The sequence below is a fragment of the Allorhizobium sp. nf9_anc genome, from assembly GCF_056323085.1.
This window is the reverse complement of sequence record NZ_CM150481.1, coordinates 2,858,933-2,878,584: the sequence shown is the minus strand read 5'-3', so window position 1 is coordinate 2,878,584 and position 19,652 is coordinate 2,858,933. Positions and strand designations below refer to the sequence as shown.

Sequence of the window (19,652 nt, the reverse complement as noted above, 5' to 3'; positions counted from 1 at the left end):
TTCCCCATGCAGCAGAAGCAAAAGATTGCCGGCATCCTGTTCGACAAGGACGGCACGCTTCTCGATTTCGACGCGAGCTGGGGGCCGGTCAATCGCGAGGTGGCGCTGATGGCCGCCGATGGCGACGAGAAACTCGCCGATCGTCTGCTGCTCGCCTGCGGCATGGATCCGTTAAGCGGTGCCATCGTGCCGGACAGCCTGTTCGCTGCCGGCAACACGGTCGAGATTGCAGAAGGCATGATCAATGCCGGCTCGCCCTTCGCGCTCGAAGCTCTGGTGCCGAAGATCGATGATTGCTTCGCCAAGGCCGCCGAACTGTCGGTGCCTGTGACCGAACTCCAGCCGCTTTTCGCCCGCCTGCACGGCAAGGGGCTTCGCCTCGGTATCGCCTCCAGCGACAATGAGCGCTCGATCCGGGTCGCCGCCGAACGCTTCGGCATCCTGCCTTATATTGCTTTCGTTGCCGGCTATGACAGCGGTCATGGCAAGAAGCCGGAAGCCGGCATGGTGCTCGGCTTCTGTGCCGCGACCGGGCTCGCACCGGCAGAAGTCGCCGTCGTCGGCGACAACAATCACGACCTGCATATGGGCAAGAATGCCGGCGCCGGCTTGAAGATCGGCGTGCTCTCCGGAACCGGCTCGCGGGAGACGCTGACCCTGCATTCCGACATGGTGCTCGCCGATATCACCGAGCTCGAAGCCGTCCTCAACTGACAGCGCTCGTGCCATTTCGGCACCCCTGTGCTTGACGGTTCGGCGTTGCAATGGTTCTTGTTGCGCGCATGAGGCGGTGCCAGAGGGGCGCCGGGGTCACGACAGGGACGAGAATGGTATCCGAGGCACCACCCTTCTGGTGGACCAAGACCGGCTGGCAGGCGATCTACCTCTATCCGCTCTCCTTTGTGTATGGCCGCATCTCCGGTGCCATCATGCAGCATCGCCGCCGCCACGCATTAGCAGTGCCGGTCGTCTGCATCGGTAACTTCACCGTCGGTGGTGCCGGCAAGACCCCGACCGCCATCGCGATTGCCCGCGCCGCCAAGGCGAGGGGGCTGACCCCCGGTTTCCTCAGCCGCGGTTATGGTGGCTCGCTCGATGTGACGACCGTCGTTGACCCGCATCACCATCGCTCCACCGCTGTCGGAGACGAGCCGCTGTTGCTCGCCCGCGAGGCGCTGACCGTCATCTCGCGCCGCAGGGTCGCGGGCGCCGAAAAGCTGGTGGCCGAGGGTGTTGATCTCGTCATCATGGATGACGGTTTCCAGAGCGCCCGGCTTCTGGTGGATTACGCGCTGATCGTGGTCGACAGCCGGCGCGGCATCGGCAATGGCTGGGTCGTGCCCTCAGGCCCCGTCCGCGCGCCGATCGAGGTCCAGATGCGCCATCTCGATGCAATCCTCAAGGTCGGCAAGGGCGACGCCGCAGACCGCTTTGTCCGCCAGGCGTCCCGCAGCGGCAAGCCGGTTCTGGTCGCCAATGTAACGCCCCAGGCGGCGGACGATCTCGCCGGTCGGTCGGTGCTCGCTTACGCAGGCATCGCCGATCCGAAGAAGTTCTATCGAACGCTGGAAGAACTCGGCGCTGTCATCGTCGACCGCGCGGACTTCCCCGACCATCATCATCTCGCAGACGACGAGATTGCGGATCTGCTCGCACGCGCTGAACGTCAGGGCCTGCAACTGGTCACCACGGCGAAGGACAGTGTCCGCCTGTCAGGCGGTCACGGCCGGTCGGCAGAGCTGTCGGAAAAATCGCGGGTGGTGGAGATCGACATGGTCTTTGATGACCCCAAGGCTCCGGACCTGATCATCGACCGGGCGATCGAAGCCTGCCGGCGCAGGCGCCTCGGCAAGAAGGCCTGAGGCTCAGCGGCGCTGGTTGGGAAGCGCGCCTGCGCGCTTTTCCGCTTCCAGCGAAGCGGCGGCATCCACATAGGCTTCCTGCCGCGCGACGCTCCAGTATTTCAGTTCGTCGACCAGCACCGGGCGCCCGGTGATCGCGCAGGTGACGAAGGTCCCTGGTGTCAGAATCTGGAAATCGGCATCGAGATAGCGGATCTTGGCTTCGCGGTTTCCGCCGCCTTCGAAACGGTTCATCACTCTTCTCCTGCGCCGCGTGTCACGGAACTGCAATACAGCGCCCTCCCGGCGAATGAAAGATGGCTCGCGTCAAAACCCGTGCGTGGCACGCTCAGCTCCGTCCGAACAGCCGTTCGATATCGGAGAGCTTGAGCTCCACATAAGTCGGCCGCCCGTGATTGCACTGACCCGAGCCCGGCGTCTGCTCCATCTGGCGCAAAAGCGCGTTCATCTCCTCGACCCGCAGCCGCCGGCCCGAGCGCACGGACCCGTGGCAGGCCATGGTCGCCGCCACATGTTCGAGCTTGGCCGACAGCCGGTCGGCCGTATCCCATTCGGCAATCTCGTCGGCGAGGTCGCGCACCAGCTTGGTCGCATCCATCTCACCGAGCATCGCCGGGGTCTCGCGCACGGCAATTGCACCCGGCCCGAAACGCTCGATCGCCAGTCCCAACTGCTCCAGGCTTTCCGCATGGACCATCAGCCGGTCGCAATCCTCTTCGGGTAGGTCGACAATGTCGGGGATCAGAAGACCCTGGGAAGGCAGCCGGCGACCGGTCAGCGCCTTACGCATCTGCTCGAAGACGAGCCGCTCATGGGCGGCATGCTGGTCGACGATCACGAGACCGTCCTCCGTCTGCGCCACGATATAGTTGGCATGCACCTGCGCCCGCGCGGCACCCAGCGGATAGCTGGCGATCGCCTCGACGGTGGCGCTCTGTGGTGCAGGGGATGGGATCGGTTCGCTTCTGGCTGTCGGTACGGACAGGCTGTCGAATGCCGCCTGCGTCGCCTCGCCGAAACCGCGCGCAGCCGGTGCGGCAGCGGCCGCAAACCCACCGCCAAAGCTCGGCGCTGCCCCATAGAGAGGTCGCGATGGCGAACTGGCCGGTGACCACGCCTGCGCCGGCTGCGGTGAGAACCCGGGGCGGAAGGCGCGCAGCATGCCGCCGGCACCTGTCGTCGCTGCCCTGTCCCCCTCGCGCTGAAGGGATTGCCGGATGGCCCCGACGATCAACCCGCGCACCAGCGCCGGATCGCGGAAGCGCACATCCGATTTCGCCGGATGCACGTTGACGTCGACCAGCGCCGGGTCGAGCGTCAGCGACAACACGGCCACGGGATAACGACCCTGCGGGATCGTTTCGGCATAGGCGCCACGGATCGCCGACAGGATCTGCTTGTCCTGCACCGGGCGTCCATTGACGAAGGCATATTGATGGGCCGAATTGCCCCGGTTGAAGGTCGGCACCCCGGCAAAGCCTGTCAGTCGCACATCCTCGCGCTCGGCATCGAGCTCGATCGCATTGTCCTTGAAATCGGCGCCCAGCACCTGGGCGATGCGCGCCAGGTGGTCGTCGCCGGTGCCGGGAAATTCCAGCGTCGAGCGGTCGGTGCCTGAGAGCACGAAGCGGATGGCCGGAAAGGCGATCGCCATACGCTTGACGATCTCGCTGATCGCACCCGCTTCCGCCTTCTCCGTCTTCATGAACTTGAGCCGCGCTGGCGTGGCGAAGAACAGGTCGCGCACTTCGACCGTCGTGCCCGGATTGGCTGCTGCCGGTCGCACGTCCCCCACCTTGCCGCCGACAACAGCGATCTCCGCACCGCTGTCGGCACCGGCGGGACGGCTGGTGATCGTCAGCTTCGCGACCGATCCGATCGAGGGCAGGGCCTCGCCGCGAAAGCCGAGCGAGCGGATGTCGAACAGCGTCTCGCTGAGTTTCGATGTGCAATGCCGGCGGATGGCGAGCGCCAGATCCTCCGGACCCATGCCGCAACCATTGTCGATGACCCGCAACAGCGTCTTGCCGCCGCCGGCCGTCGCCACCTCGATACGGGTGGCGCCTGCGTCGATCGCATTCTCGATCAGTTCCTTCGCTGCACTGGCCGGTCGTTCGATGACCTCGCCGGCAGCGATCTGGTTGATGAGGGTCTCGGAGAGTTGCTTGATGATCATGCGGCCATTTTCCCGGATTCGGAGCTCCGACGAAAGACGAAATCGTATCGCGGTTGCCGCCATGCCCATCATTAAGCCGGCTTTAACGGAATGTCTCTAGTTTGAACAATGACTTGCAATGTCTCTTCAGCAGGTCTGCTGGCGGTGGAATGAGGATACGGGCCGGAGTGTCCCTCGCATATCTCCCTGCCTGGAACGCGGTCCGGCATGTCTCCATCATGGCATCAGCCCCCCAATTCTCGTCGTCTGCGGATGGCGAGGTTCCTAGAGGCAGCAGTGTGAGCGAGTTTCCACAGGCCCCCGGCCAGGACAAGCGACGGCAGGGGCCCGACAATTCGTCGGCCGAGACCGCTCTCGACGCTGCCCTGCTGGACGCCGTGTCGGAGGCCTTCTCCTCGGCCTTCATCGTCTATGACCGCAACGATCACCTGATCTTCGCAAGCCGCAGCGCCCGCCAGTTTCTGCCTTTGCCCGCACCCTTCTTCGAGCCCGGTTCGCGCCTGAGGGATATCCTCGGAGCCGCATATGACCTCGGCCTGCGCCATGCTGCCAGCGGTCAGGCCGACGGTGCAGCCCTCAGCCGTGAGGAATGGCTCACCCGCCAGATCGCGGCCCACTGGAAGGAACGCTACGAGATCCAGGCCTGCGACGACGACAAGCGCTGGACCAAGTTCTCCAAGCGTCGCCTGCCATCCGGCTTCGGCTTCTGCGTGATGACTGATATCACCGAGCAGAAGCGCCGGGAGGAGCAGTGGCGTGCGGATATCGAGCGCGTCCAGCTTACCGAGGAGATCCTCGACAATCTTGCCCATCCAGTCTTCGTCCAGGATCGCAATCTCCAGCTCGTGGCCGTCAACAAGGTCTTTTGCTCGGCCACCTCGGTGGGGCCCGACAATGCGCTCGGCGGCACGATCGCGACACTGTTTGAACCGGATGTCGCCGAACGGCTGGTCACCGTCTCGCGCCATGTATTGGACACCGGCGTCACATCTTCGCTCACCCTTCCGATGCGGCTTTACGGAGATCCGCCGCGCCCGATCCTTGTTCATGTCCAGCGCGTCGGCAAGCCGGGGCGCTATCTGGTGGTGGCAAGTCTCGGTGAAGTCGGTGGCACTGCTGATCTGCCCGCTTCTCAGGAGGCAGCATTTGATCCTCCGCAGCGCGATGAGGGCGCCGGTCACAGCCTGATCGATGGGCGCCTGAATGGACGCAAGGCGCTTCTCGTCACTGCCGACCGCGACTTCGAGGCAAGGGCACTCGACATCCTGCAACTCCTCGGCCTCGATAGCTGCTGTGTCCGCGATCAGTCGGAGCTCGATGCCTTCCTGACCGTGGCGCAATCGGTGGGGGTCGTCATCGACCTCGCGATTGTCGATGTGGATCTCGACATGCGGTGCCTGGAACTCCTGCAGGCTGTTGATGTCGACTACATCACCTTGCCGGTCTTCGACATCGCGAGTGACCTCGCCTTCAGCGTCCTTGACCGGTTGACCGCGCTGCGCCAGCCGCCCATGCCGACCGACGACTGGGAAATCACCACCGAAGAGGAGCCTGCAGCGGCACCTTCAACTGCACCCGTTGGTGTGCCGAAGGCTGCCTCTGCGCCGCAGCCTGCCGCGCCGTCGACGTCGTCGCTCGTCCTTGTCGCCGAAGACAACGAAATCAACCAGATCGTCTTCTCGCAGATCCTCGAGGGCCTCGGCTTTGCGTACCGGATCTGCGCAGATGGAGAGACGGCCGTTCGACTGCGTGCGGAATTGAACCCCGCCATCATCCTCATGGATGTGACGCTGCCCGGCATCAATGGTTTTGAGGCCGCGCGCCGGATCCGCCAGTCGCCCGAGGACATGGACCTGCAGACACCGATCATCGGCGTGCTCGCCCAGGCTTTCGATCGCGACCGCGAAGCCTGTTTTGCCTCCGGGATGAACGATGTGATCCTCAAGCCGCTCAGCCCTGATGTCGTGGATCAGGCGATCCGACGGCTGGTGCCGGACATTGCCAGGCTTGCTTCCACCGCCTGATTACCCGATTTTTGGGGAGGGCAGGGAGCCGCCTTCCGCAGTATCGATATGATTATTTTAATGTTTTAGACCCATTCTGGCACGTGCAAGGAACCGTACCAGGAAGCATGAATGGGTCCCGCCGGACGAGCGCCTGAGCCGCATGGCCATGGCGACCAGAAGACGACAGGCTATACCGATCGATTGACCGGCCTCGGCAACCGCCACAGGCTGGGCGACAAGGTGCGCCAGCTCGCCGCCGACCGCGCCGCCGATCCTGCACCTTTCACCGTCGGCATCGTCAATCTCGATGGCTTCAAGCCGATCAACGATCTCTTCGGTCAGGCCTCCGGCGACGAAATCCTCTGCCAGGTCGCACATCGCCTCAAGGCCTGCGTGCCCGATGGTGCAATCGTCACCCGACATGACGGCGACGAATTTGCGATCGTGCTGCCGCTGGTCTTCGAGCGCTTGGGCGCCGAGCGTGCCGGCCAGCTGATCAAGGATGTCCTCTCCGCCCCTTACGATCTCGGCGACCGCAATGTGCGCCTCTCCGCTTCCCTCGGTTTCGCCGTCTATCCCTTTGCCGGCGAAGATTTCGAGGAGCTGATGAAGAGCGCCGAGACCGCTCTCTATCGGTCCAAGCGCCGTGGGCGCGGCCAGATTACCGTCTATTCCCGCGAGATCGCGCAGGAGATGAAACAGGCGACGCAGCTTGAACAGGCGCTGCGCAACGCCATCATCAACGATACGGTCGACGTCCACTTCCAACCGATCGTGCGCCTGCGCGACAACCGCGTCGTCGGCTTCGAAGCGCTTGCCCGCTGGATCGATCCGGATCTCGGTTTCGTCTCACCTGCCGTCTTCGTACCGCTCGCCGAAGAACGCGGCTTCATCGATACCTTGTCGGAAACCCTGCTGCGCAAGGCTGCCGAAGCCACGCTTGCCTGGCCGCGTGATCTCTTCCTCTCCTTCAACCTTTCCTCGGTCCAGCTCATGGACCTGAGAACCTCCTTCAACACGCTCTCCATCCTCAACTCCGTCGGTTTCGACCCGCGACGGCTGGAGCTTGAGATCACGGAAACGGCCGTCATGTCCTCGGCCGATACGGCCCGGCGGATTATCAAGGAACTGAAGGATGCCGGCATCCGCATCTCGCTGGATGACTTCGGCACGGGACAGTCGAGCCTTGGACGCCTGCGGGAGTTCACCTTCGACAAGGTGAAGATCGACCGCGCCTTCGTCTCGGCCATCACCACGGACCGCACCTCCGAGCATATCATCAAGGCCATCGTCAGCATGTGCGAGGGCCTGGATCTCGAAGTCGTGGCAGAAGGAATCGAAACGGATGCCGAAGCCCGGAAGCTGCGCGAACTCGGCTGCGGCATGGGGCAGGGCTACTATTTCGGCAAGCCGGTCGATGCCGCCGCGACCCTGCGTTATCTCGCCGAGAACCATCACGATTTCGCGCTCGTCGACCGCGCCACCGCCTGATCCCTGAAATCTACGCAAAAGAAAAGGCGGCGCCGAAGCGCCGCCCGTCAGGACTGTAACACGTCCCTCGTATCCGGATTAGTTATCCGTGGACGAGGTGGTGGTGCCGTCGGTGGTACCCATCGTGCCGGCATCAGCAGCCTGGTCGTCCAGAGTGCGGAACTCGGGAGCGTTACGCAGGCTGTCTGCGGTTTCGGTCGTCGTCAGACGAACTTCAGCGTCAGCGACTTCTTCCGCGTTGGTTGCGGTGTTGTCGGTGGTAGCCGTCGTTGTCGTGGTCGTCGTCGAAGTGCCGGTCGCTGCCGTACCATCGGTCGTCGTCGTGGTCTCTGCATCATCAACCACGCGGGTGATCGTGATGTTTTCGAACGGAACGGCGACGTTCTTTTCGCCGATGCCGAGGAAGCCGCCGACGCCAACTACGGCTGCAACAACGCCACCTTCCTTATCAACGAGCAGGTCGTTGATGTCACCGATCGACTGGTTGTCGGCAGTGTAGATTGCCTGGCCCATGAAGTCGGCCACAGAGATGTGGTTCTCGGCCTGTTCGGTCAGATACGTGGCAGTGCCCGCTGCAGCGGTCGTGCCCATGGTGCCGGAAGCGGCGCCAGTGGTGGCGTCAGGGGCTACAGTACCAGCCGGAGCCGTTTCAGTAGCGGCTGGCGGCGTGGTGGTGGCACCCGGGGTGGCATCCTGGGCGACGGCGAACGGAGCGATTGCGGTCGAGCCGAGCAGTACGGCGGCGGCGAGCGTCTTGAAGGACTTGTTCATGGTGGACCTACCTTTCCTCTGAGATGGTCTGCGACTGACGCTGCCTCGCATTGAGTGGCTCGGCGGCGTCGGTTCGAGAGGAAAATGTCCGGCGGCCATGATCGTTCCGCCCGTTAGTCATTGAATATTTTAGCAGATCGACCGGAACAAAAAGCCGGAAAACTGGTTTGCGGGGCCGCTTGCGACCCCGTCCATGCTGCGTGGTGCGCGTGTCAGAGCTTGAACAGCGGCTCGGGTTTTCCCTTGACGCTGACGCCGAGGTCGAAGGTCACGCCCGCCAGTTTGTCCTCGGCGCGCTCCTCGTCGCTGAGCCCCTCCCAGCAGGAGGTGATGGCAAGCCGGTCGAGCGCCTTGCCATAAAAGGCAGGGCATGTCGGACGACGGACCGGTGCTGCATAGCGGGCAATATGCCGGCCATCCTGTGAGTAACGGTCGACAGCGCCGCCATCCCAGTTCGAGTTCCAGATCGTGCCTTCGAGATCGACAACCGATCCGTCGATGACACCCTGTCGCTGCGACTGGTCGATGAACACTGTGGGTGCGCCAACCGGAAGGCCTGTTGCCGGATCGAGGGCCACCCGCATCATGTGATTGACCTTGGAATCGTTGAAATAGCCAACCGAGCCATCCGGCGAGAAGCAGATGCCGTTGGGGATGCTGACGGCATCGAAGATCTTCGTCACGGTCGTGCCGCTCACATGATAGATCGCGCCCGCACCGGTCTCCGCCGTCCGGCTCATCGTGCCGATCCAGAGCGCGCCGCTCGGATGCACGCGCCCGTCATTCGAACGGTTCTGCGGCTTGTGCTCGATGGCGGCATAGGAAGAAAGCGTGCCGCTTGCGCTGTCGCGGAGAAACAGACCCTGGTCGGTGGCGATCAGCTGGCGCTTGTCGTCGATAACCGCGATCACACTGCCGAGGAAGGGCAGGGCGTGCTTTTTCAGCCGTCCGCCCTCGACATCCAGTTCGCACAGCGTCTTGCCGAGGATGTCGAACCAGAAGAGCGAACCCGAGATCGGATCGTAGGCCGGGCCTTCACCCAGTTCCATCACCTCTTCGGTGAGCATTCTGCCGTTGAAGCTTTCGGTTGAGATCACGGATGTCCTCCTTGTCGCTATTCATTTTGACCTTGTCGTGCGACTAACGTCGCAGACAGGGGTTTACGGTAAAATTCATGGGGTATCTGGACCCTTGGCGCTTTACAAGTCTATGCTTCGGCAACCCAAGGGAACAGATTCGGCGTTGGTATCGCCTTTGGGTGTTCCTCACTCATTCTCTATGCAGGTCCGAAGAAGAATTACCTATGCGGGTTCGGAGAGATTGGTGGAAGCTCAAGTTTCGCCACGCGGTCCCGATCTTGGCCAATGTCAGGTGAAGCAGAAATTGACGAACACGTCTTGGACAATCTCCCCGATAATCATGGCCGGTAACCCGGTCAGGACGTGGATGTGATGACGACCCCGGATATCGCAACCTCTGCACGCGTCGAAGGCCTGATCACGGATGTGAAGGGCTTCAAGACCCAGTTCGACGTCTTCCGTTTCATGAAACGCGTGACCGAGCTTTATGGGGCCCGCGCCTTCATGGTGCTGAACATGCCTGGCGCAACCGCCCAGGAACTCGGCAGCAGCTCCATCATCACCAACTGGCCCGCCGATCTGCTGACCGAATTCGATCAGGTGGCGCTTCTGTCCGGCAGCCCGGTGCTTGCCCATCTGCGCCGCGCCTCCATTCCGCTGCGGTTCGACATCGACGACGTTGCAACGCAGCGCGATCCCAAGTCGGGTGAGGTCTCAAAGGCGCTCTTCCATCGCTTCCGCATGACCCGCGGTGCCTATTTCCCGGTCCACGATGCCACCGGCGCACGCGGCGCCGTCTCCTTTATCGGTGACCGCGAGCTTTTCGACACGCTGGAGATGATGCAGCTCGCCTATATCGCCGCGCATGTCTTCAACCGTCTCGCTGAAATCCGCGAGATGGACAGCCGCAACAGCGATATGCTGACCGATCGCGAGCTCGACTGCCTCAACTGGACTGCAGCCGGCAAGACCAGCGTCGAGATCGCCGAGATCCTGACGCTCTCGGAACACACGATCAACCACTACCTGAACCGCGCCACCAAGAAGCTGGACGCGGTGAACCGCACCCAGGCGGTCGCCAAGGCCCTGCGCCTCGGCTTGATCAAGTAAGTGTAAACGCTGGTGCTTTTTTGTGCGGCTCTCTGCGCCGCCGCCCTTTTTCACGCCATCCCCTCCAGCTTTTGAGATCTTCCACAGGCCGAAACGCCTGTGCTGCGGGATATTCGCGTCTGGCACGCTTCCTGCATTCAAAGTGTCAGTCCAGAGGGGACGTAGCGTGACACCCGTGAACGGGTGCAGCCTGACAAGCCGCCGCGGGGGGTGCTCTCCGCAGGCGGCTTGTCTGTTTCTGCGGCAATGGTCGCACCCTCGCCATCGCATTTGCAGTTGGCGAAAGGCTCCCGCTCCATTATCTGAACGTGCACAGATGAATGTCCGAGCGGAAAGAATATCGAAATGACCGAATTGTCGCGTGATCGGGTGATTGAGGCGCTGAAGGGGATCCGGGGACCGGATCTCGAGGGCAACATCGTCGACCTGGGCATGGTCTCCGATGTCTTCATTTCCGACGCCAAGGTCTATTTCTCGATCAATGTGCCGGCCGAGCGCGCCCAGGAACTGGAGCCGCTGCGTCAGGCGGCAGAGCGTACTGTCAAGGCCATCCCCGGCGTGAACGGCGCCGTGGTTAGCCTCACGGCAGAGCGCAAGCAGGGGGCCGCCCCGCCGCCGCGTCCGCAGCCGGCCGCTCCCGCCCAGGGCCACGGACATGCTCACAATCATGGCCCCGCCCACAATCACGGTCCCGCTCCAAGCGGCCAGCAGCGCACCAAGGCGGGCGTCCCGGGCATCGATGCGATCATTGCGGTTGCCTCCGGCAAGGGTGGCGTCGGCAAGTCGACGACAGCGGTCAATCTCGCGCTTGCGATGAAAGCCAACGGCCTGCGCGTCGGCATCCTCGACGCCGACGTCTATGGTCCGTCCATGCCGCGCCTTCTCGGGATCACCGGTCGCCCACAGCAGATCGAAAACCGCATCATCGTGCCCATGGAGAATTACGGCATCAAGGTCATGTCCATGGGCTTCCTTGTTGACGAGGGCACGGCGATGATCTGGCGCGGACCGATGGTCCAGTCGGCGCTCATGCAGATGCTGCGCGAAGTGGCCTGGGGCGATCTCGACGTACTCGTGGTCGACATGCCGCCGGGCACCGGCGACGCACAGCTGACCATGGCCCAGCAGGTGCCACTATCAGGCGCCGTCATCGTCTCTACGCCGCAGGATCTGGCCCTGATTGATGCCCGCAAGGGGCTCAACATGTTCAACAAGGTCGAGGTGCCGGTCCTCGGCATCGTCGAGAACATGAGCTACTTCATCGCGCCGGATACCGGCAATCGCTATGACATCTTCGGCCATGGCGGCGCGAAGGCGGAAGCAGAGACCATCGGCGTGCCCTTCCTCGGTGAAGTCCCGCTGACGATCTCGATCCGCGAGACCTCGGACGCAGGCACACCTGTTGTCGTGAGCGAGCCCGACGGCCCGCAGGCGAAGGTCTATCGCGATATCGCGACCAAGGTCTGGGAGCAGGTCAAGGCCCGTTCCGGCCGTGCCGCCCCCGCGATCGTCTTCGAGTGATATCAGGCAGATAGAGCCGCAAGATTCGGTGCGTGTAAGCCACCAGCCGTGCGTCGGCTGCATTGCTGTGCTGCAGCAATTGATTTGGCTTTCATTCCGGGTCTATGATTGTGTCCACGACTTCAACGCGCGGCGTGCCATGAAGGTGACCAGTCCTTGATAAGGGCCTATCGAAGAGACGGAAGTGTCGAAGTCATCGGCATCGAGCCGACATTTGGCGAATTCCCCGAAGACATCATCTGGATCGACCTGATCAAACCGACCATCGAGGAAGAACACCTCGTTGAGGGCAAGATCGGCATTCCGCTCCCGACTCCGGAAGAGCTGAAGGATATCGAGCCGTCCAGCCGCCTCTATGTCGAGAACGAGGCGATCTACATGACCGCCTCACTGCTCTACCGGGCAGATTCCAGTTATCCGCTGCTGACGGACGTCGCCTTCATTCTCTATCGCGGCCGGCTGATCACCATCCGCTATGCCGAGCCGAAATCCTTCGCCCTGTTCAGCGCCAGCCTCCTTCGGCTGAATGGCCAGTGCGACACCGGCGCGAAGCTCCTTGGTCATCTGCTGGAGACAATCGTCGACCGGACCGCCGAGATCCTGGAAACACTGGCTGGCCGCCTCGATGCGCTGTCGATCACCATCTTTGTCAATCGCAAGGCCGCCAAGCGCCGCCCGCCGCGCTTCCTGGAAGACAAGCTTCTCGATATTGCGAGCCATCACCAGATGGTCAGCAAACTGCGCGACAGCCTCGTCTCCCTGTCGCGTCTCGTCATCTTCCTGCAGTCGCAGCCGATTGTGCGACGGGAAGAAGATGCCGCCGAACTCTGTACCATCGTCGCGCGCGACATCCAGTCGCTCGGCGAGCACGCAGCCTTTGTCGGCAACAACATCACCTTCATGCTGGATGCCTCGCTCGGCCTGATCAATGTCGAGCAGAACGCCATCATCAAGATCTTCTCGATCGCCTCGGTGGTCTTTCTGCCGCCGACCCTGGTCGCATCAATCTACGGCATGAACTTCAAATTCATGCCGGAACTGGGATGGAGCTTCGGATACCCCATGGCACTCTTTGCCATGCTCCTGTCCGCCATCATCCCCTTCCTGTTTTTCCGTTGGAAAGGCTGGCTCTGACGAGCCTGGAACCCCATGCAGCAGATCGATCACCAGCCGCAGGCTGGCCCGAAGGATGTACGCAGTCTTCTTCTCCTCTCTCTCGGGTCAGTCGGCGTTGTCTACGGCGACATCGGCACGAGCCCGCTCTATGCCTTTCGCGAGGCTTTGAAGCCGATCGGCGTCGACGGCATCACCCGTGTCGAGATCATCGGCTTGATCTCGCTGATGATCTGGTCGCTGACAATCATAGTCACGCTGAAATATGTGCTCTTCCTGCTCCGCGCCGACAATGACGGCGAAGGCGGCACACTGTCGCTGCTGGCCCTACTGTCGAAGACGGCAAATGGCCATGGCCCGATCCTGATGGTGCTGGGCCTGATCGGCGCTGCCCTCTTCCTCGGCGATTCCATGATCACACCGGCGCTTTCGGTTCTTTCTGCGGTCGAGGGCCTGAAGCTGGTTGCCCCGAACCTGTCGGACTTCATCGTCCCCATTTCGCTGGCGATCCTGATTGGCCTCTTTGCGGTCCAGTCGCGCGGTACGGGCGCAGTCGCCCGCTTCTTCGGCCCGATCACCGCGGTCTGGTTCATCGTCATGGCAGCCGGCGGCATCTATCACATCTTCGATGATGTCGGCATCTTCGCTGCCTTCAATCCCTGGTATGCCGCGTCCTTCCTGGTGCGCGAAGGCTTTCTCGGCATCGTCGTCCTCGGCGCCGTCTTCCTGACGGTGACAGGTGCGGAAGCCCTTTACGCGGACCTCGGCCATTTCGGACGCAAGCCCATTCAGCTTGCCTGGTTCGCGCTGGTCTTCCCTGCACTTGTCTTGAACTATCTCGGCCAGGGCGCACTTGTCCTGAGCGACCCCTCGACGGCCTCCGATCCGTTCTTTCTGATGTTCCCATCCTGGGCGCTTTTGCCGATTGTCATCCTCGCGACCTTTGCCACGATCATTGCCAGCCAGGCGGTCATCACCGGCGCCTTCTCGCTCGTGCGCCAGGCGATCCATCTCGGCTTCCTGCCGCGCATGCAGATCCTCTTCACATCCGAGACCCAGACCGGTCAGATCTATCTGCCCTCGGTCAACACGCTACTGCTCGTCGGCGTGCTGTCACTCGTCCTGCTGTTCGAAAGCTCGGAGGCGCTGGCGACCGCCTATGGCATCTCCGTTACCGGTGCCATGGTGGTGACCACCATTATGGCCTTCGAATTCGTTCGCAAGAAGTGGAACTGGAGCCTGCCGCTTGCGGTCGCCGTGCTCACCCCGCTGCTCATCCTGGAACTGGTTTTCCTCGGGGCAAACCTCCTGAAGATCCATGACGGCGGCTATATTCCGGTTCTCTTCGCGGCGGCCTTCACCGTCGTCATGTGGACCTGGCGCCGCGGCTCCGCGATCATCTTCCAGAAGACCCGTCGGGATGATGTGGCGCTGGAGGATTTCATCGCGATGATCGAGCGGAAGAGCGAGCATGGCCCCGCCTGCGTGGCCGGGACGGCGATCTTCCTGACCAGCGATCCCACCCGGGCCCCGGCGGCGCTGATGCACAATCTGAAGCACAATCACGTCATCCACGAGCGCAACATCGTGCTGACCATCCGCACGCTCGGGCGCCCGCGCGTCGCGGAGGAGGAGCGGTTTGCCGTCGAGGAATTGTCCGAGCGTTTTTCGCGCGTCGAGATCCGCTTCGGCTACATGGAAACGCAGAACGTCTCCAAGACACTCGCAAGTCTGCGCCGGGGCGGCTTGAAGTTCGACATCATGTCGACCTCCTTCTATCTCGGTCGCCGCAAGCTCGTTGCCGGTGCCGGCATGGGCATGCCCCATTGGCAAGACCGCCTCTACATCGCGCTCGCAGAGGCCGCTGCCGATCCCTCGGATTACTTCCGCCTGCCAGCCAATCGCGTCATCGAGCTCGGTTCGCACGTCATCATCTGAGCGACACACCTGTGGATGACTACAAGGCCGCCGATTTTTGTCGGCGGCCTTGTGCGTTTATCGGCTGCAGCTCCCGAAGCTGTGATCCGTCGTTAACCAAGCATCAAGGTTAACAGGAGATATTTCTCTAATGTAATCCTGTCGGGTTCCGGAACGCCGGACCCGTGTCGGTATGAGTTGGAGTGTGGCCTTGCGTCCCAAGTTTCGTCCTTCGAAGAAGGTCCTCTCCCGGCTGGAGAACTGGACCTCTCCCCTGGTCTTCGGCCTTGCTTCCTGGCTGATCTTCCCCTCCGTTGCCGCCCAGGCCGATCTGGCAGGGCTTCTGACCGGTGTCGATCGCGGCGCCAGCAACTGGCGCATGGTTATGACCACAACGCCGGCGGGCTCGATCCACGAAGCCAATCTCGCATTCTCGGAAGGCGAGGCCTCGGAAGCGCTGTCCGGTGGTGCCGGCCTCATCCTGCCCGATGGTCGCCGCATCGCCTTTGACGGCGGCAAGGCGGATCCCGCTTCTCTCCCGGATGAAATGCGCGTTACCCGCGATCAGAAGAAGGGCAGGGTGGTTGCCGTCGAGCAGATGCTCCCGCCGCGCGCCTTCTCCGCCGGATCCATCCTGCAGCGCACCAGCTCTCTCATGGAGCCGGAACTCAAGACCCCGTCCGTCTTCGCCCGCGAGGAAGACAAGGCCAAGCCTGTGGAGCTCGCGAGCTTCTACTTCAAGCGCGAAAAGCCCCCGGTCGATCCCTCGCTGACGCCGATGATCGCCGATCTCGTCACCAACAGCGTTCCGGATGTGCTGGCCACGGCCTACGCTCCGCCGCCGCCGGATTATGCCTCGGTTTCGCCCTTCGACAGCATCCTCACCGACAAGCAGCCGGATCAGGGTCGCTTCATTCCCGATATCGACCCGCTGGATCACGCCTGGGCGGCAACGCCGTTGCCGGCCAACGTCTTCTCCGACAAGGAACAGAAGTGCCTGGCAGAAGGCATCTACTTCGAGGCCCGCGGCGAATCGGTGAAGGGCCAGGCAGCTGTTGCCCAAGTCATCCTGAACCGCGTGCGCAATCCGCATTATCCTGACTCCATCTGCGGCGTCGTCTATCAGAACGAAGATTGGCGAAACCGCTGCCAGTTCTCCTTCGCCTGCGATCGCATCCCCGATATCGTTGCCTCGCCACGCCACTGGAAGATCGCCAAGGAAATCGCGATGGCCGTCACCGCCGGTAAGATCTGGTTCAAGGACGTCGGCTCGGCCACGCATTACCACGCCACCTATGTGCGCCCGGCCTGGGGCCCGACGATGAAGCGCGTGGAAAAGATCGGCAAGCACATCTTCTACCGCACCTATGGCGGCGGCTGGAGCTGATCCGGTCAGCGCAGCCGATCGAGCCAGCCGCTGAGAAGCGGCACGATCAGGAACGTCGCGAGATAGGTGAGCGGCACTGCGCCGAAGATGTAGAGCATCGGAGTCAGGTTGCCCTCCGGACCGAAGGCCAAGGCCGCCTGCACACCGATCATCCAGCCGATCACGATGCTGATTCCAATGCGGATAAGGAAGCGTGTCATGGTCGTCTCGGGGCGGGCAAGGTCATGCAGCCTCCCATGTCGGTGCATCCCACGCAACCGTTACTGCCGAACGGCCTGCCATCGCGGACGTGATGCACGCCCGTTCTCTACCAATGTGGCAGATTCTGGCCCAGCCTTGCGGCCAATTGACCGGAATTGCCGTCCGTCATCTGCGATGAATCGGCATCTTGGACTTAAGTCTATGATTTTTCGGGGTTAATTTGTGGTGAAACTTGGTGCTGTCACGCCTTGACTATGCAGGGCCTCAAAATTATGGTGCGGCCGACTTCAAAGCGGGCCAGAAGGCTTTCTATCTCGCCGTTTCTGCATTCAAATCGGGCGCATAAACGGCCCCTGAAACAGGTAACGGACGGAGAGAGCCATGACGGACCACCGGGAAGAAGATCTGGAAGAGCGCCGTAGACGATTGGCCGCCGAACTCGCAGTGCGGGATGGCAAGGTCAGGGACGAGGAACGCGCCGAGGTGAACGCCGATCAGACCCGCAAGGGCTATGGTCTGGCGATGAAGATCTCGAGCGAGTTCATCTCTGCGATCATCGTTGGTGCGATTCTGGGCTATCTTTTCGACTACTTTGTGGGTACGGGGCCTTGGGGCATGATCATCATGCTGCTGATTGGCTTCTGTGCCGGCGTGTTGAACGTCATGCGCGTTGTCGGGATCGTGGCCTCGCCGCATCCGGCCGATCGCAGGATGGACTTTAAAGACAAGGGCGACGGCCGCTGACGCGCCAGCCTGAATGAGAATTGACCGCTTCGGCGGCGAAAGCGAAAGAGCAGAACGTGGCAAACGATCCTACTCATCAGTTCCTGGTTCAGAAGATTGTCCCGATCGAAATCGGCGGAATTGATTTCTCGTTCACCAACGCTTCGCTTTTCATGGTTGCGACTGTCGCAGCCGCTTCCAGCTTCCTCTATTTCTCGACCTCGAATCGCGGTCTGATCCCGACGCGCATGCAGTCGGTCGCCGAAATGGCCTATGAGTTCATCGCCTCCATGCTGCGCGAAGGCGCCGGCTCCAAGGGCATGCACTTCTTCCCGATGGTCTTCTCGCTGTTCATGTTCGTGCTGACCGCAAACCTGCTCGGCATGTTCCCCTACTTCTTCACGATCACCAGCCAGATCATCGTCACCTTCGCTCTGGCGCTCTTCGTGATCCTGACGGTCCTGATCTACGGCTTCTACAAGCACGGACTGCACTTCCTCTCGATCTTTGCGCCGTCTGGCGTGCCGGTAGCGCTTCTGCCGCTGGTCTCGACGATTGAGGTCGTGTCCTTCCTGTCGCGCCCGATCAGCCTCTCTGTTCGTCTTTTCGCCAACATGCTGGCCGGTCACATCACGCTCAAGGTCTTCGCAGGCTTCGTCGTGTCGATGAGTGCTGCCGGTGCCGTCGGCGTCGCGGGCTCCATCCTGCCCCTCATCATGACCGTCGCCATGACCGGTCTCGAATTTCTCGTTGCCTTCCTGCAGGCCTACGTCTTCGCGGTACTGACTTGCATGTACCTGAACGACGCTGTGCATGGTGGTCACTGAGAATAAAGTCGCTGGCCCCGGCCAACCGGGCGTCAAAAACAGCCGCAACAACCCATTCGAAGGAGTATCCATATGGAAGCGGAAGCAGCAAAGTACATCGGCGCGGGTCTCGCATGCCTCGGCATGGCTGGTACCTCCCTCGCTCTCGGCCGTATCTTCGGTGACTACCTGACGGGCGCCCTGCGCAACCCGTCGGCTGCCGACAGCCAGTTCGGCCGTCTGGTATTCGGCTTCGCCGTTACGGAAGCTCTGGGCATCTTCTCGCTGCTCATCGCTCTCCTTCTCCTGTTCGCCGTCTAATAACGGCTGGAGTTTGGGATCACGGCGCGCCGACAAGGCAGCCGTGATCTCGCGCATTTGAGCATACACCTGGAGGTGAGCATGTTTGTGACCCCCGCCTTTGCAGAGGAAACTCCGGCAAAAGGCCAGCTTCACACCGAGACCGGCGTGGCCCAAGACGCGGGACATGGCGGCGGCGTGTTCCCGCCGTTCGATTTCTCGACCTATCCGTCGCAGCTTCTGTGGCTGGTGATCACTTTTGGCGTGTTCTACATGCTCATGCAGAAGGTCATCGTTCCGCGGGTCGGCGGCATTCTCGAAAACCGCCACGACCGCATTGCCCAGGATCTCGACGAGGCAGCTCGTCTGAAGTCCGAAGCCGATGCAGCCATCGAAACATACGAGCGCGAGCTGACCGCGGCCAAGGCGAAAGCCGGCCAGATCGCTTCCGCCGCGCGTGATGCATCCAAGGCCAAGGCCGACGCCGAGCGCGCAGCCATCGAGACGGAACTCTCCGCCAAGATCGCTGCTGCCGAAAGCCGGATCGCCGACATCAAGGCCCGTGCATTCGCTGAAGTCGACACGATTGCCATCGACACCGTCGGTACGATCGTTGAAGAACTGATCGGTACCAAGTCGACCGCAGCCGACATCAAGGCTGCCGTCTCCGGCATCGCAAAGCAGGGAGCGTAAGCATCATGGACGCTTCATTTTTCGCACTCGTTGCCCTCGTTCTCTTCTTCGTCCTGCTCGCCTACCTGAAGGTTCCGGGCATGATGGCCAAGGCCCTCGACGAGCGTGCGGACAAGATCCGCGACGAACTCGCCGAAGCCAAGCGCCTGCGTGAAGAGGCCCAGCACCTGCTGGCCGAATACCAGCGCAAGCGCAAGGAAGCCGAAGCCGAAGCTGCAGCGATCGTCGCTGCCGCCGAACGCGAAGCCGCTGCCCTGACCGCCGAAGCCAAGCAGAAGACCGAGGAATTCGTTGCCCGTCGCAACGCCCTTTCGGAGCAGAAGATCAAGCAGGCCGAAACCGAAGCCGTGAACGCCGTTCGCGCTGCTGCCGTCGACCTGGCCATCGCTGCTGCTGAGAAGGTGCTGGCGAAGAAGGCCGATGACGGCGTTCAGCAGGCGCTGTTCAAGGCCTCCATCGGTGAGGTCAAGTCGCGCCTGAACTGAGTTCAGCCGAC

19 protein-coding genes are annotated in these 19,652 nt (G+C 62.1%); 14 read left to right on the top strand and 5 right to left on the bottom strand.

Annotated elements, in window-relative coordinates:
- Window positions 1-6: 6 nt before the first annotated feature.
- Together AC02Y0_RS14125 and lpxK are read left to right on the top strand one after the other, a co-directional pair.
- On the top strand, window positions 7-714 hold the full coding sequence (locus AC02Y0_RS14125) for an HAD family hydrolase (RefSeq protein WP_476379515.1): 708 nt from the start codon (window positions 7-9) through the stop codon (window positions 712-714).
- A 113-nt stretch (window positions 715-827) separates the two neighbouring features.
- A complete protein-coding gene (lpxK, locus tag AC02Y0_RS14120; protein ID WP_476379514.1) occupies window positions 828-1,862 on the top strand; it encodes a tetraacyldisaccharide 4'-kinase in 1,035 nt (344 codons plus the stop codon).
- 3 nt (window positions 1,863-1,865) lie between these two features.
- Here lpxK and AC02Y0_RS14115 read toward each other — a convergent pair whose 3' ends face one another.
- Together AC02Y0_RS14115 and mutL are read right to left on the bottom strand one after the other, a co-directional pair.
- Window positions 1,866-2,096: a DUF2093 domain-containing protein gene (locus tag AC02Y0_RS14115; RefSeq protein ID WP_006726618.1), complete on the bottom strand. Its 231-nt coding sequence runs from the start codon at window positions 2,094-2,096 to the stop codon at window positions 1,866-1,868.
- A gap of 94 nt (window positions 2,097-2,190) precedes the next feature.
- Window positions 2,191-4,038, bottom strand: coding sequence for a DNA mismatch repair endonuclease MutL (mutL, locus tag AC02Y0_RS14110; RefSeq protein WP_476379513.1), 1,848 nt, complete (start codon window positions 4,036-4,038; stop codon window positions 2,191-2,193).
- Window positions 4,039-4,316: 278 nt separating this feature from the next.
- Between mutL and AC02Y0_RS14105 the strand changes: the two genes are divergently transcribed.
- Both AC02Y0_RS14105 and AC02Y0_RS14100 read left to right on the top strand, forming a co-directional pair.
- Window positions 4,317-6,062 carry a response regulator gene (locus AC02Y0_RS14105; protein WP_476379512.1) on the top strand — a complete coding sequence of 582 codons (1,746 nt, stop codon included), beginning with the start codon at window positions 4,317-4,319 and terminating at the stop codon, window positions 6,060-6,062.
- Window positions 6,063-6,173: 111 nt separating this feature from the next.
- On the top strand, window positions 6,174-7,535 hold the full coding sequence (locus AC02Y0_RS14100) for a putative bifunctional diguanylate cyclase/phosphodiesterase (RefSeq protein WP_476379511.1): 1,362 nt from the start codon (window positions 6,174-6,176) through the stop codon (window positions 7,533-7,535).
- Between the two features lie 78 nt (window positions 7,536-7,613).
- Here the strand turns inward: AC02Y0_RS14100 and AC02Y0_RS14095 are convergent, their stop codons facing one another.
- Window positions 7,614-8,306 (bottom strand): PRC-barrel domain-containing protein, encoded by a 693-nt coding sequence (locus tag AC02Y0_RS14095; protein ID WP_476379510.1) that lies wholly within the window; start codon window positions 8,304-8,306, stop codon window positions 7,614-7,616.
- Window positions 8,307-8,518: 212 nt separating this feature from the next.
- Window positions 8,519-9,373, bottom strand: a complete 855-nt coding sequence (locus AC02Y0_RS14090; protein WP_476384039.1) for an SMP-30/gluconolactonase/LRE family protein — start codon at window positions 9,371-9,373, stop codon at window positions 8,519-8,521.
- Window positions 9,374-9,757: 384 nt separating this feature from the next.
- Here AC02Y0_RS14090 and AC02Y0_RS14085 point away from each other — a divergent pair, with 384 nt between their 5' ends.
- The 5 genes from AC02Y0_RS14085 (at window position 9,758) to AC02Y0_RS14065 (ending at window position 16,433) form a co-directional block, all read left to right on the top strand.
- A complete protein-coding gene (locus tag AC02Y0_RS14085; protein WP_476379509.1) occupies window positions 9,758-10,495 on the top strand; it encodes a helix-turn-helix transcriptional regulator in 738 nt (245 codons plus the stop codon).
- Between the two features lie 345 nt (window positions 10,496-10,840).
- Window positions 10,841-12,016, top strand: coding sequence for an iron-sulfur cluster carrier protein ApbC (apbC, locus tag AC02Y0_RS14080; protein WP_476379508.1), 1,176 nt, complete (start codon window positions 10,841-10,843; stop codon window positions 12,014-12,016).
- A 156-nt stretch (window positions 12,017-12,172) separates the two neighbouring features.
- Window positions 12,173-13,150, top strand: coding sequence for a magnesium transporter CorA family protein (locus AC02Y0_RS14075; RefSeq protein WP_476379507.1), 978 nt, complete (start codon window positions 12,173-12,175; stop codon window positions 13,148-13,150).
- A 15-nt stretch (window positions 13,151-13,165) separates the two neighbouring features.
- Entirely contained in the window at window positions 13,166-15,067 is a 1,902-nt protein-coding gene (locus AC02Y0_RS14070) for a potassium transporter Kup (protein ID WP_444557526.1), read from the top strand.
- Window positions 15,068-15,239: 172 nt separating this feature from the next.
- Window positions 15,240-16,433 carry a cell wall hydrolase gene (locus AC02Y0_RS14065; RefSeq protein ID WP_476379506.1) on the top strand — a complete coding sequence of 398 codons (1,194 nt, stop codon included), beginning with the start codon at window positions 15,240-15,242 and terminating at the stop codon, window positions 16,431-16,433.
- 5 nt (window positions 16,434-16,438) lie between these two features.
- Here AC02Y0_RS14065 and AC02Y0_RS14060 read toward each other — a convergent pair whose 3' ends face one another.
- A complete protein-coding gene (locus AC02Y0_RS14060) occupies window positions 16,439-16,633 on the bottom strand; it encodes a hypothetical protein (protein WP_476379505.1) in 195 nt (64 codons plus the stop codon).
- Window positions 16,634-17,015: 382 nt separating this feature from the next.
- Here AC02Y0_RS14060 and AC02Y0_RS14055 point away from each other — a divergent pair, with 382 nt between their 5' ends.
- The 5 genes from AC02Y0_RS14055 to AC02Y0_RS14035 all read left to right on the top strand — a co-directional run bounded on the left by AC02Y0_RS14055 (window position 17,016) and on the right by AC02Y0_RS14035 (window position 19,641).
- Window positions 17,016-17,378: an AtpZ/AtpI family protein gene (locus AC02Y0_RS14055; protein WP_476379503.1), complete on the top strand. Its 363-nt coding sequence runs from the start codon at window positions 17,016-17,018 to the stop codon at window positions 17,376-17,378.
- 56 nt (window positions 17,379-17,434) lie between these two features.
- Window positions 17,435-18,184, top strand: a complete 750-nt coding sequence (locus tag AC02Y0_RS14050; protein WP_102019641.1) for a F0F1 ATP synthase subunit A — start codon at window positions 17,435-17,437, stop codon at window positions 18,182-18,184.
- Between the two features lie 72 nt (window positions 18,185-18,256).
- The gene (locus AC02Y0_RS14045; RefSeq protein WP_006726635.1) at window positions 18,257-18,484 is read left to right on the top strand and encodes a F0F1 ATP synthase subunit C; all 228 of its coding nucleotides are present in this window, start codon (window positions 18,257-18,259) and stop codon (window positions 18,482-18,484) included.
- An 81-nt stretch (window positions 18,485-18,565) separates the two neighbouring features.
- The gene (locus AC02Y0_RS14040) at window positions 18,566-19,156 is read left to right on the top strand and encodes a F0F1 ATP synthase subunit B (RefSeq protein WP_476379502.1); all 591 of its coding nucleotides are present in this window, start codon (window positions 18,566-18,568) and stop codon (window positions 19,154-19,156) included.
- Window positions 19,157-19,161: 5 nt separating this feature from the next.
- Entirely contained in the window at window positions 19,162-19,641 is a 480-nt protein-coding gene (locus AC02Y0_RS14035) for a F0F1 ATP synthase subunit B (RefSeq protein ID WP_444557529.1), read from the top strand.
- The last annotated feature ends 11 nt before the right edge of the window (window positions 19,642-19,652 follow it).

Bases quoted from the DNA above. Each gene is read 5' to 3' on its own strand.
- AC02Y0_RS14125 (WP_476379515.1), top strand. From the start codon at position 7: ATGCAGCAGAAGCAAAAGATTGCCGGCATCCTGTTCGACAAGGACGGC.
- lpxK (WP_476379514.1), top strand. From the start codon at position 828: ATGGTATCCGAGGCACCACCCTTCTGGTGGACCAAGACCGGCTGGCAG.
- AC02Y0_RS14115 (WP_006726618.1), bottom strand. From the start codon at position 2,096: ATGAACCGTTTCGAAGGCGGCGGAAACCGCGAAGCCAAGATCCGCTAT.
- mutL (WP_476379513.1), bottom strand. From the start codon at position 4,038: ATGATCATCAAGCAACTCTCCGAGACCCTCATCAACCAGATCGCTGCC.
- AC02Y0_RS14100 (WP_476379511.1), top strand. From the start codon at position 6,174: ATGGGTCCCGCCGGACGAGCGCCTGAGCCGCATGGCCATGGCGACCAG.
- AC02Y0_RS14095 (WP_476379510.1), bottom strand. From the start codon at position 8,306: ATGAACAAGTCCTTCAAGACGCTCGCCGCCGCCGTACTGCTCGGCTCG.
- AC02Y0_RS14090 (WP_476384039.1), bottom strand. From the start codon at position 9,373: ATGCTCACCGAAGAGGTGATGGAACTGGGTGAAGGCCCGGCCTACGAT.
- AC02Y0_RS14085 (WP_476379509.1), top strand. From the start codon at position 9,758: ATGACGACCCCGGATATCGCAACCTCTGCACGCGTCGAAGGCCTGATC.
- apbC (WP_476379508.1), top strand. From the start codon at position 10,841: ATGACCGAATTGTCGCGTGATCGGGTGATTGAGGCGCTGAAGGGGATC.
- AC02Y0_RS14070 (WP_444557526.1), top strand. From the start codon at position 13,166: ATGCAGCAGATCGATCACCAGCCGCAGGCTGGCCCGAAGGATGTACGC.
- AC02Y0_RS14065 (WP_476379506.1), top strand. From the start codon at position 15,240: ATGAGTTGGAGTGTGGCCTTGCGTCCCAAGTTTCGTCCTTCGAAGAAG.
- AC02Y0_RS14060 (WP_476379505.1), bottom strand. From the start codon at position 16,633: ATGACACGCTTCCTTATCCGCATTGGAATCAGCATCGTGATCGGCTGG.
- AC02Y0_RS14055 (WP_476379503.1), top strand. From the start codon at position 17,016: ATGACGGACCACCGGGAAGAAGATCTGGAAGAGCGCCGTAGACGATTG.
- AC02Y0_RS14045 (WP_006726635.1), top strand. From the start codon at position 18,257: ATGGAAGCGGAAGCAGCAAAGTACATCGGCGCGGGTCTCGCATGCCTC.
- AC02Y0_RS14040 (WP_476379502.1), top strand. From the start codon at position 18,566: ATGTTTGTGACCCCCGCCTTTGCAGAGGAAACTCCGGCAAAAGGCCAG.
- AC02Y0_RS14035 (WP_444557529.1), top strand. From the start codon at position 19,162: ATGGACGCTTCATTTTTCGCACTCGTTGCCCTCGTTCTCTTCTTCGTC.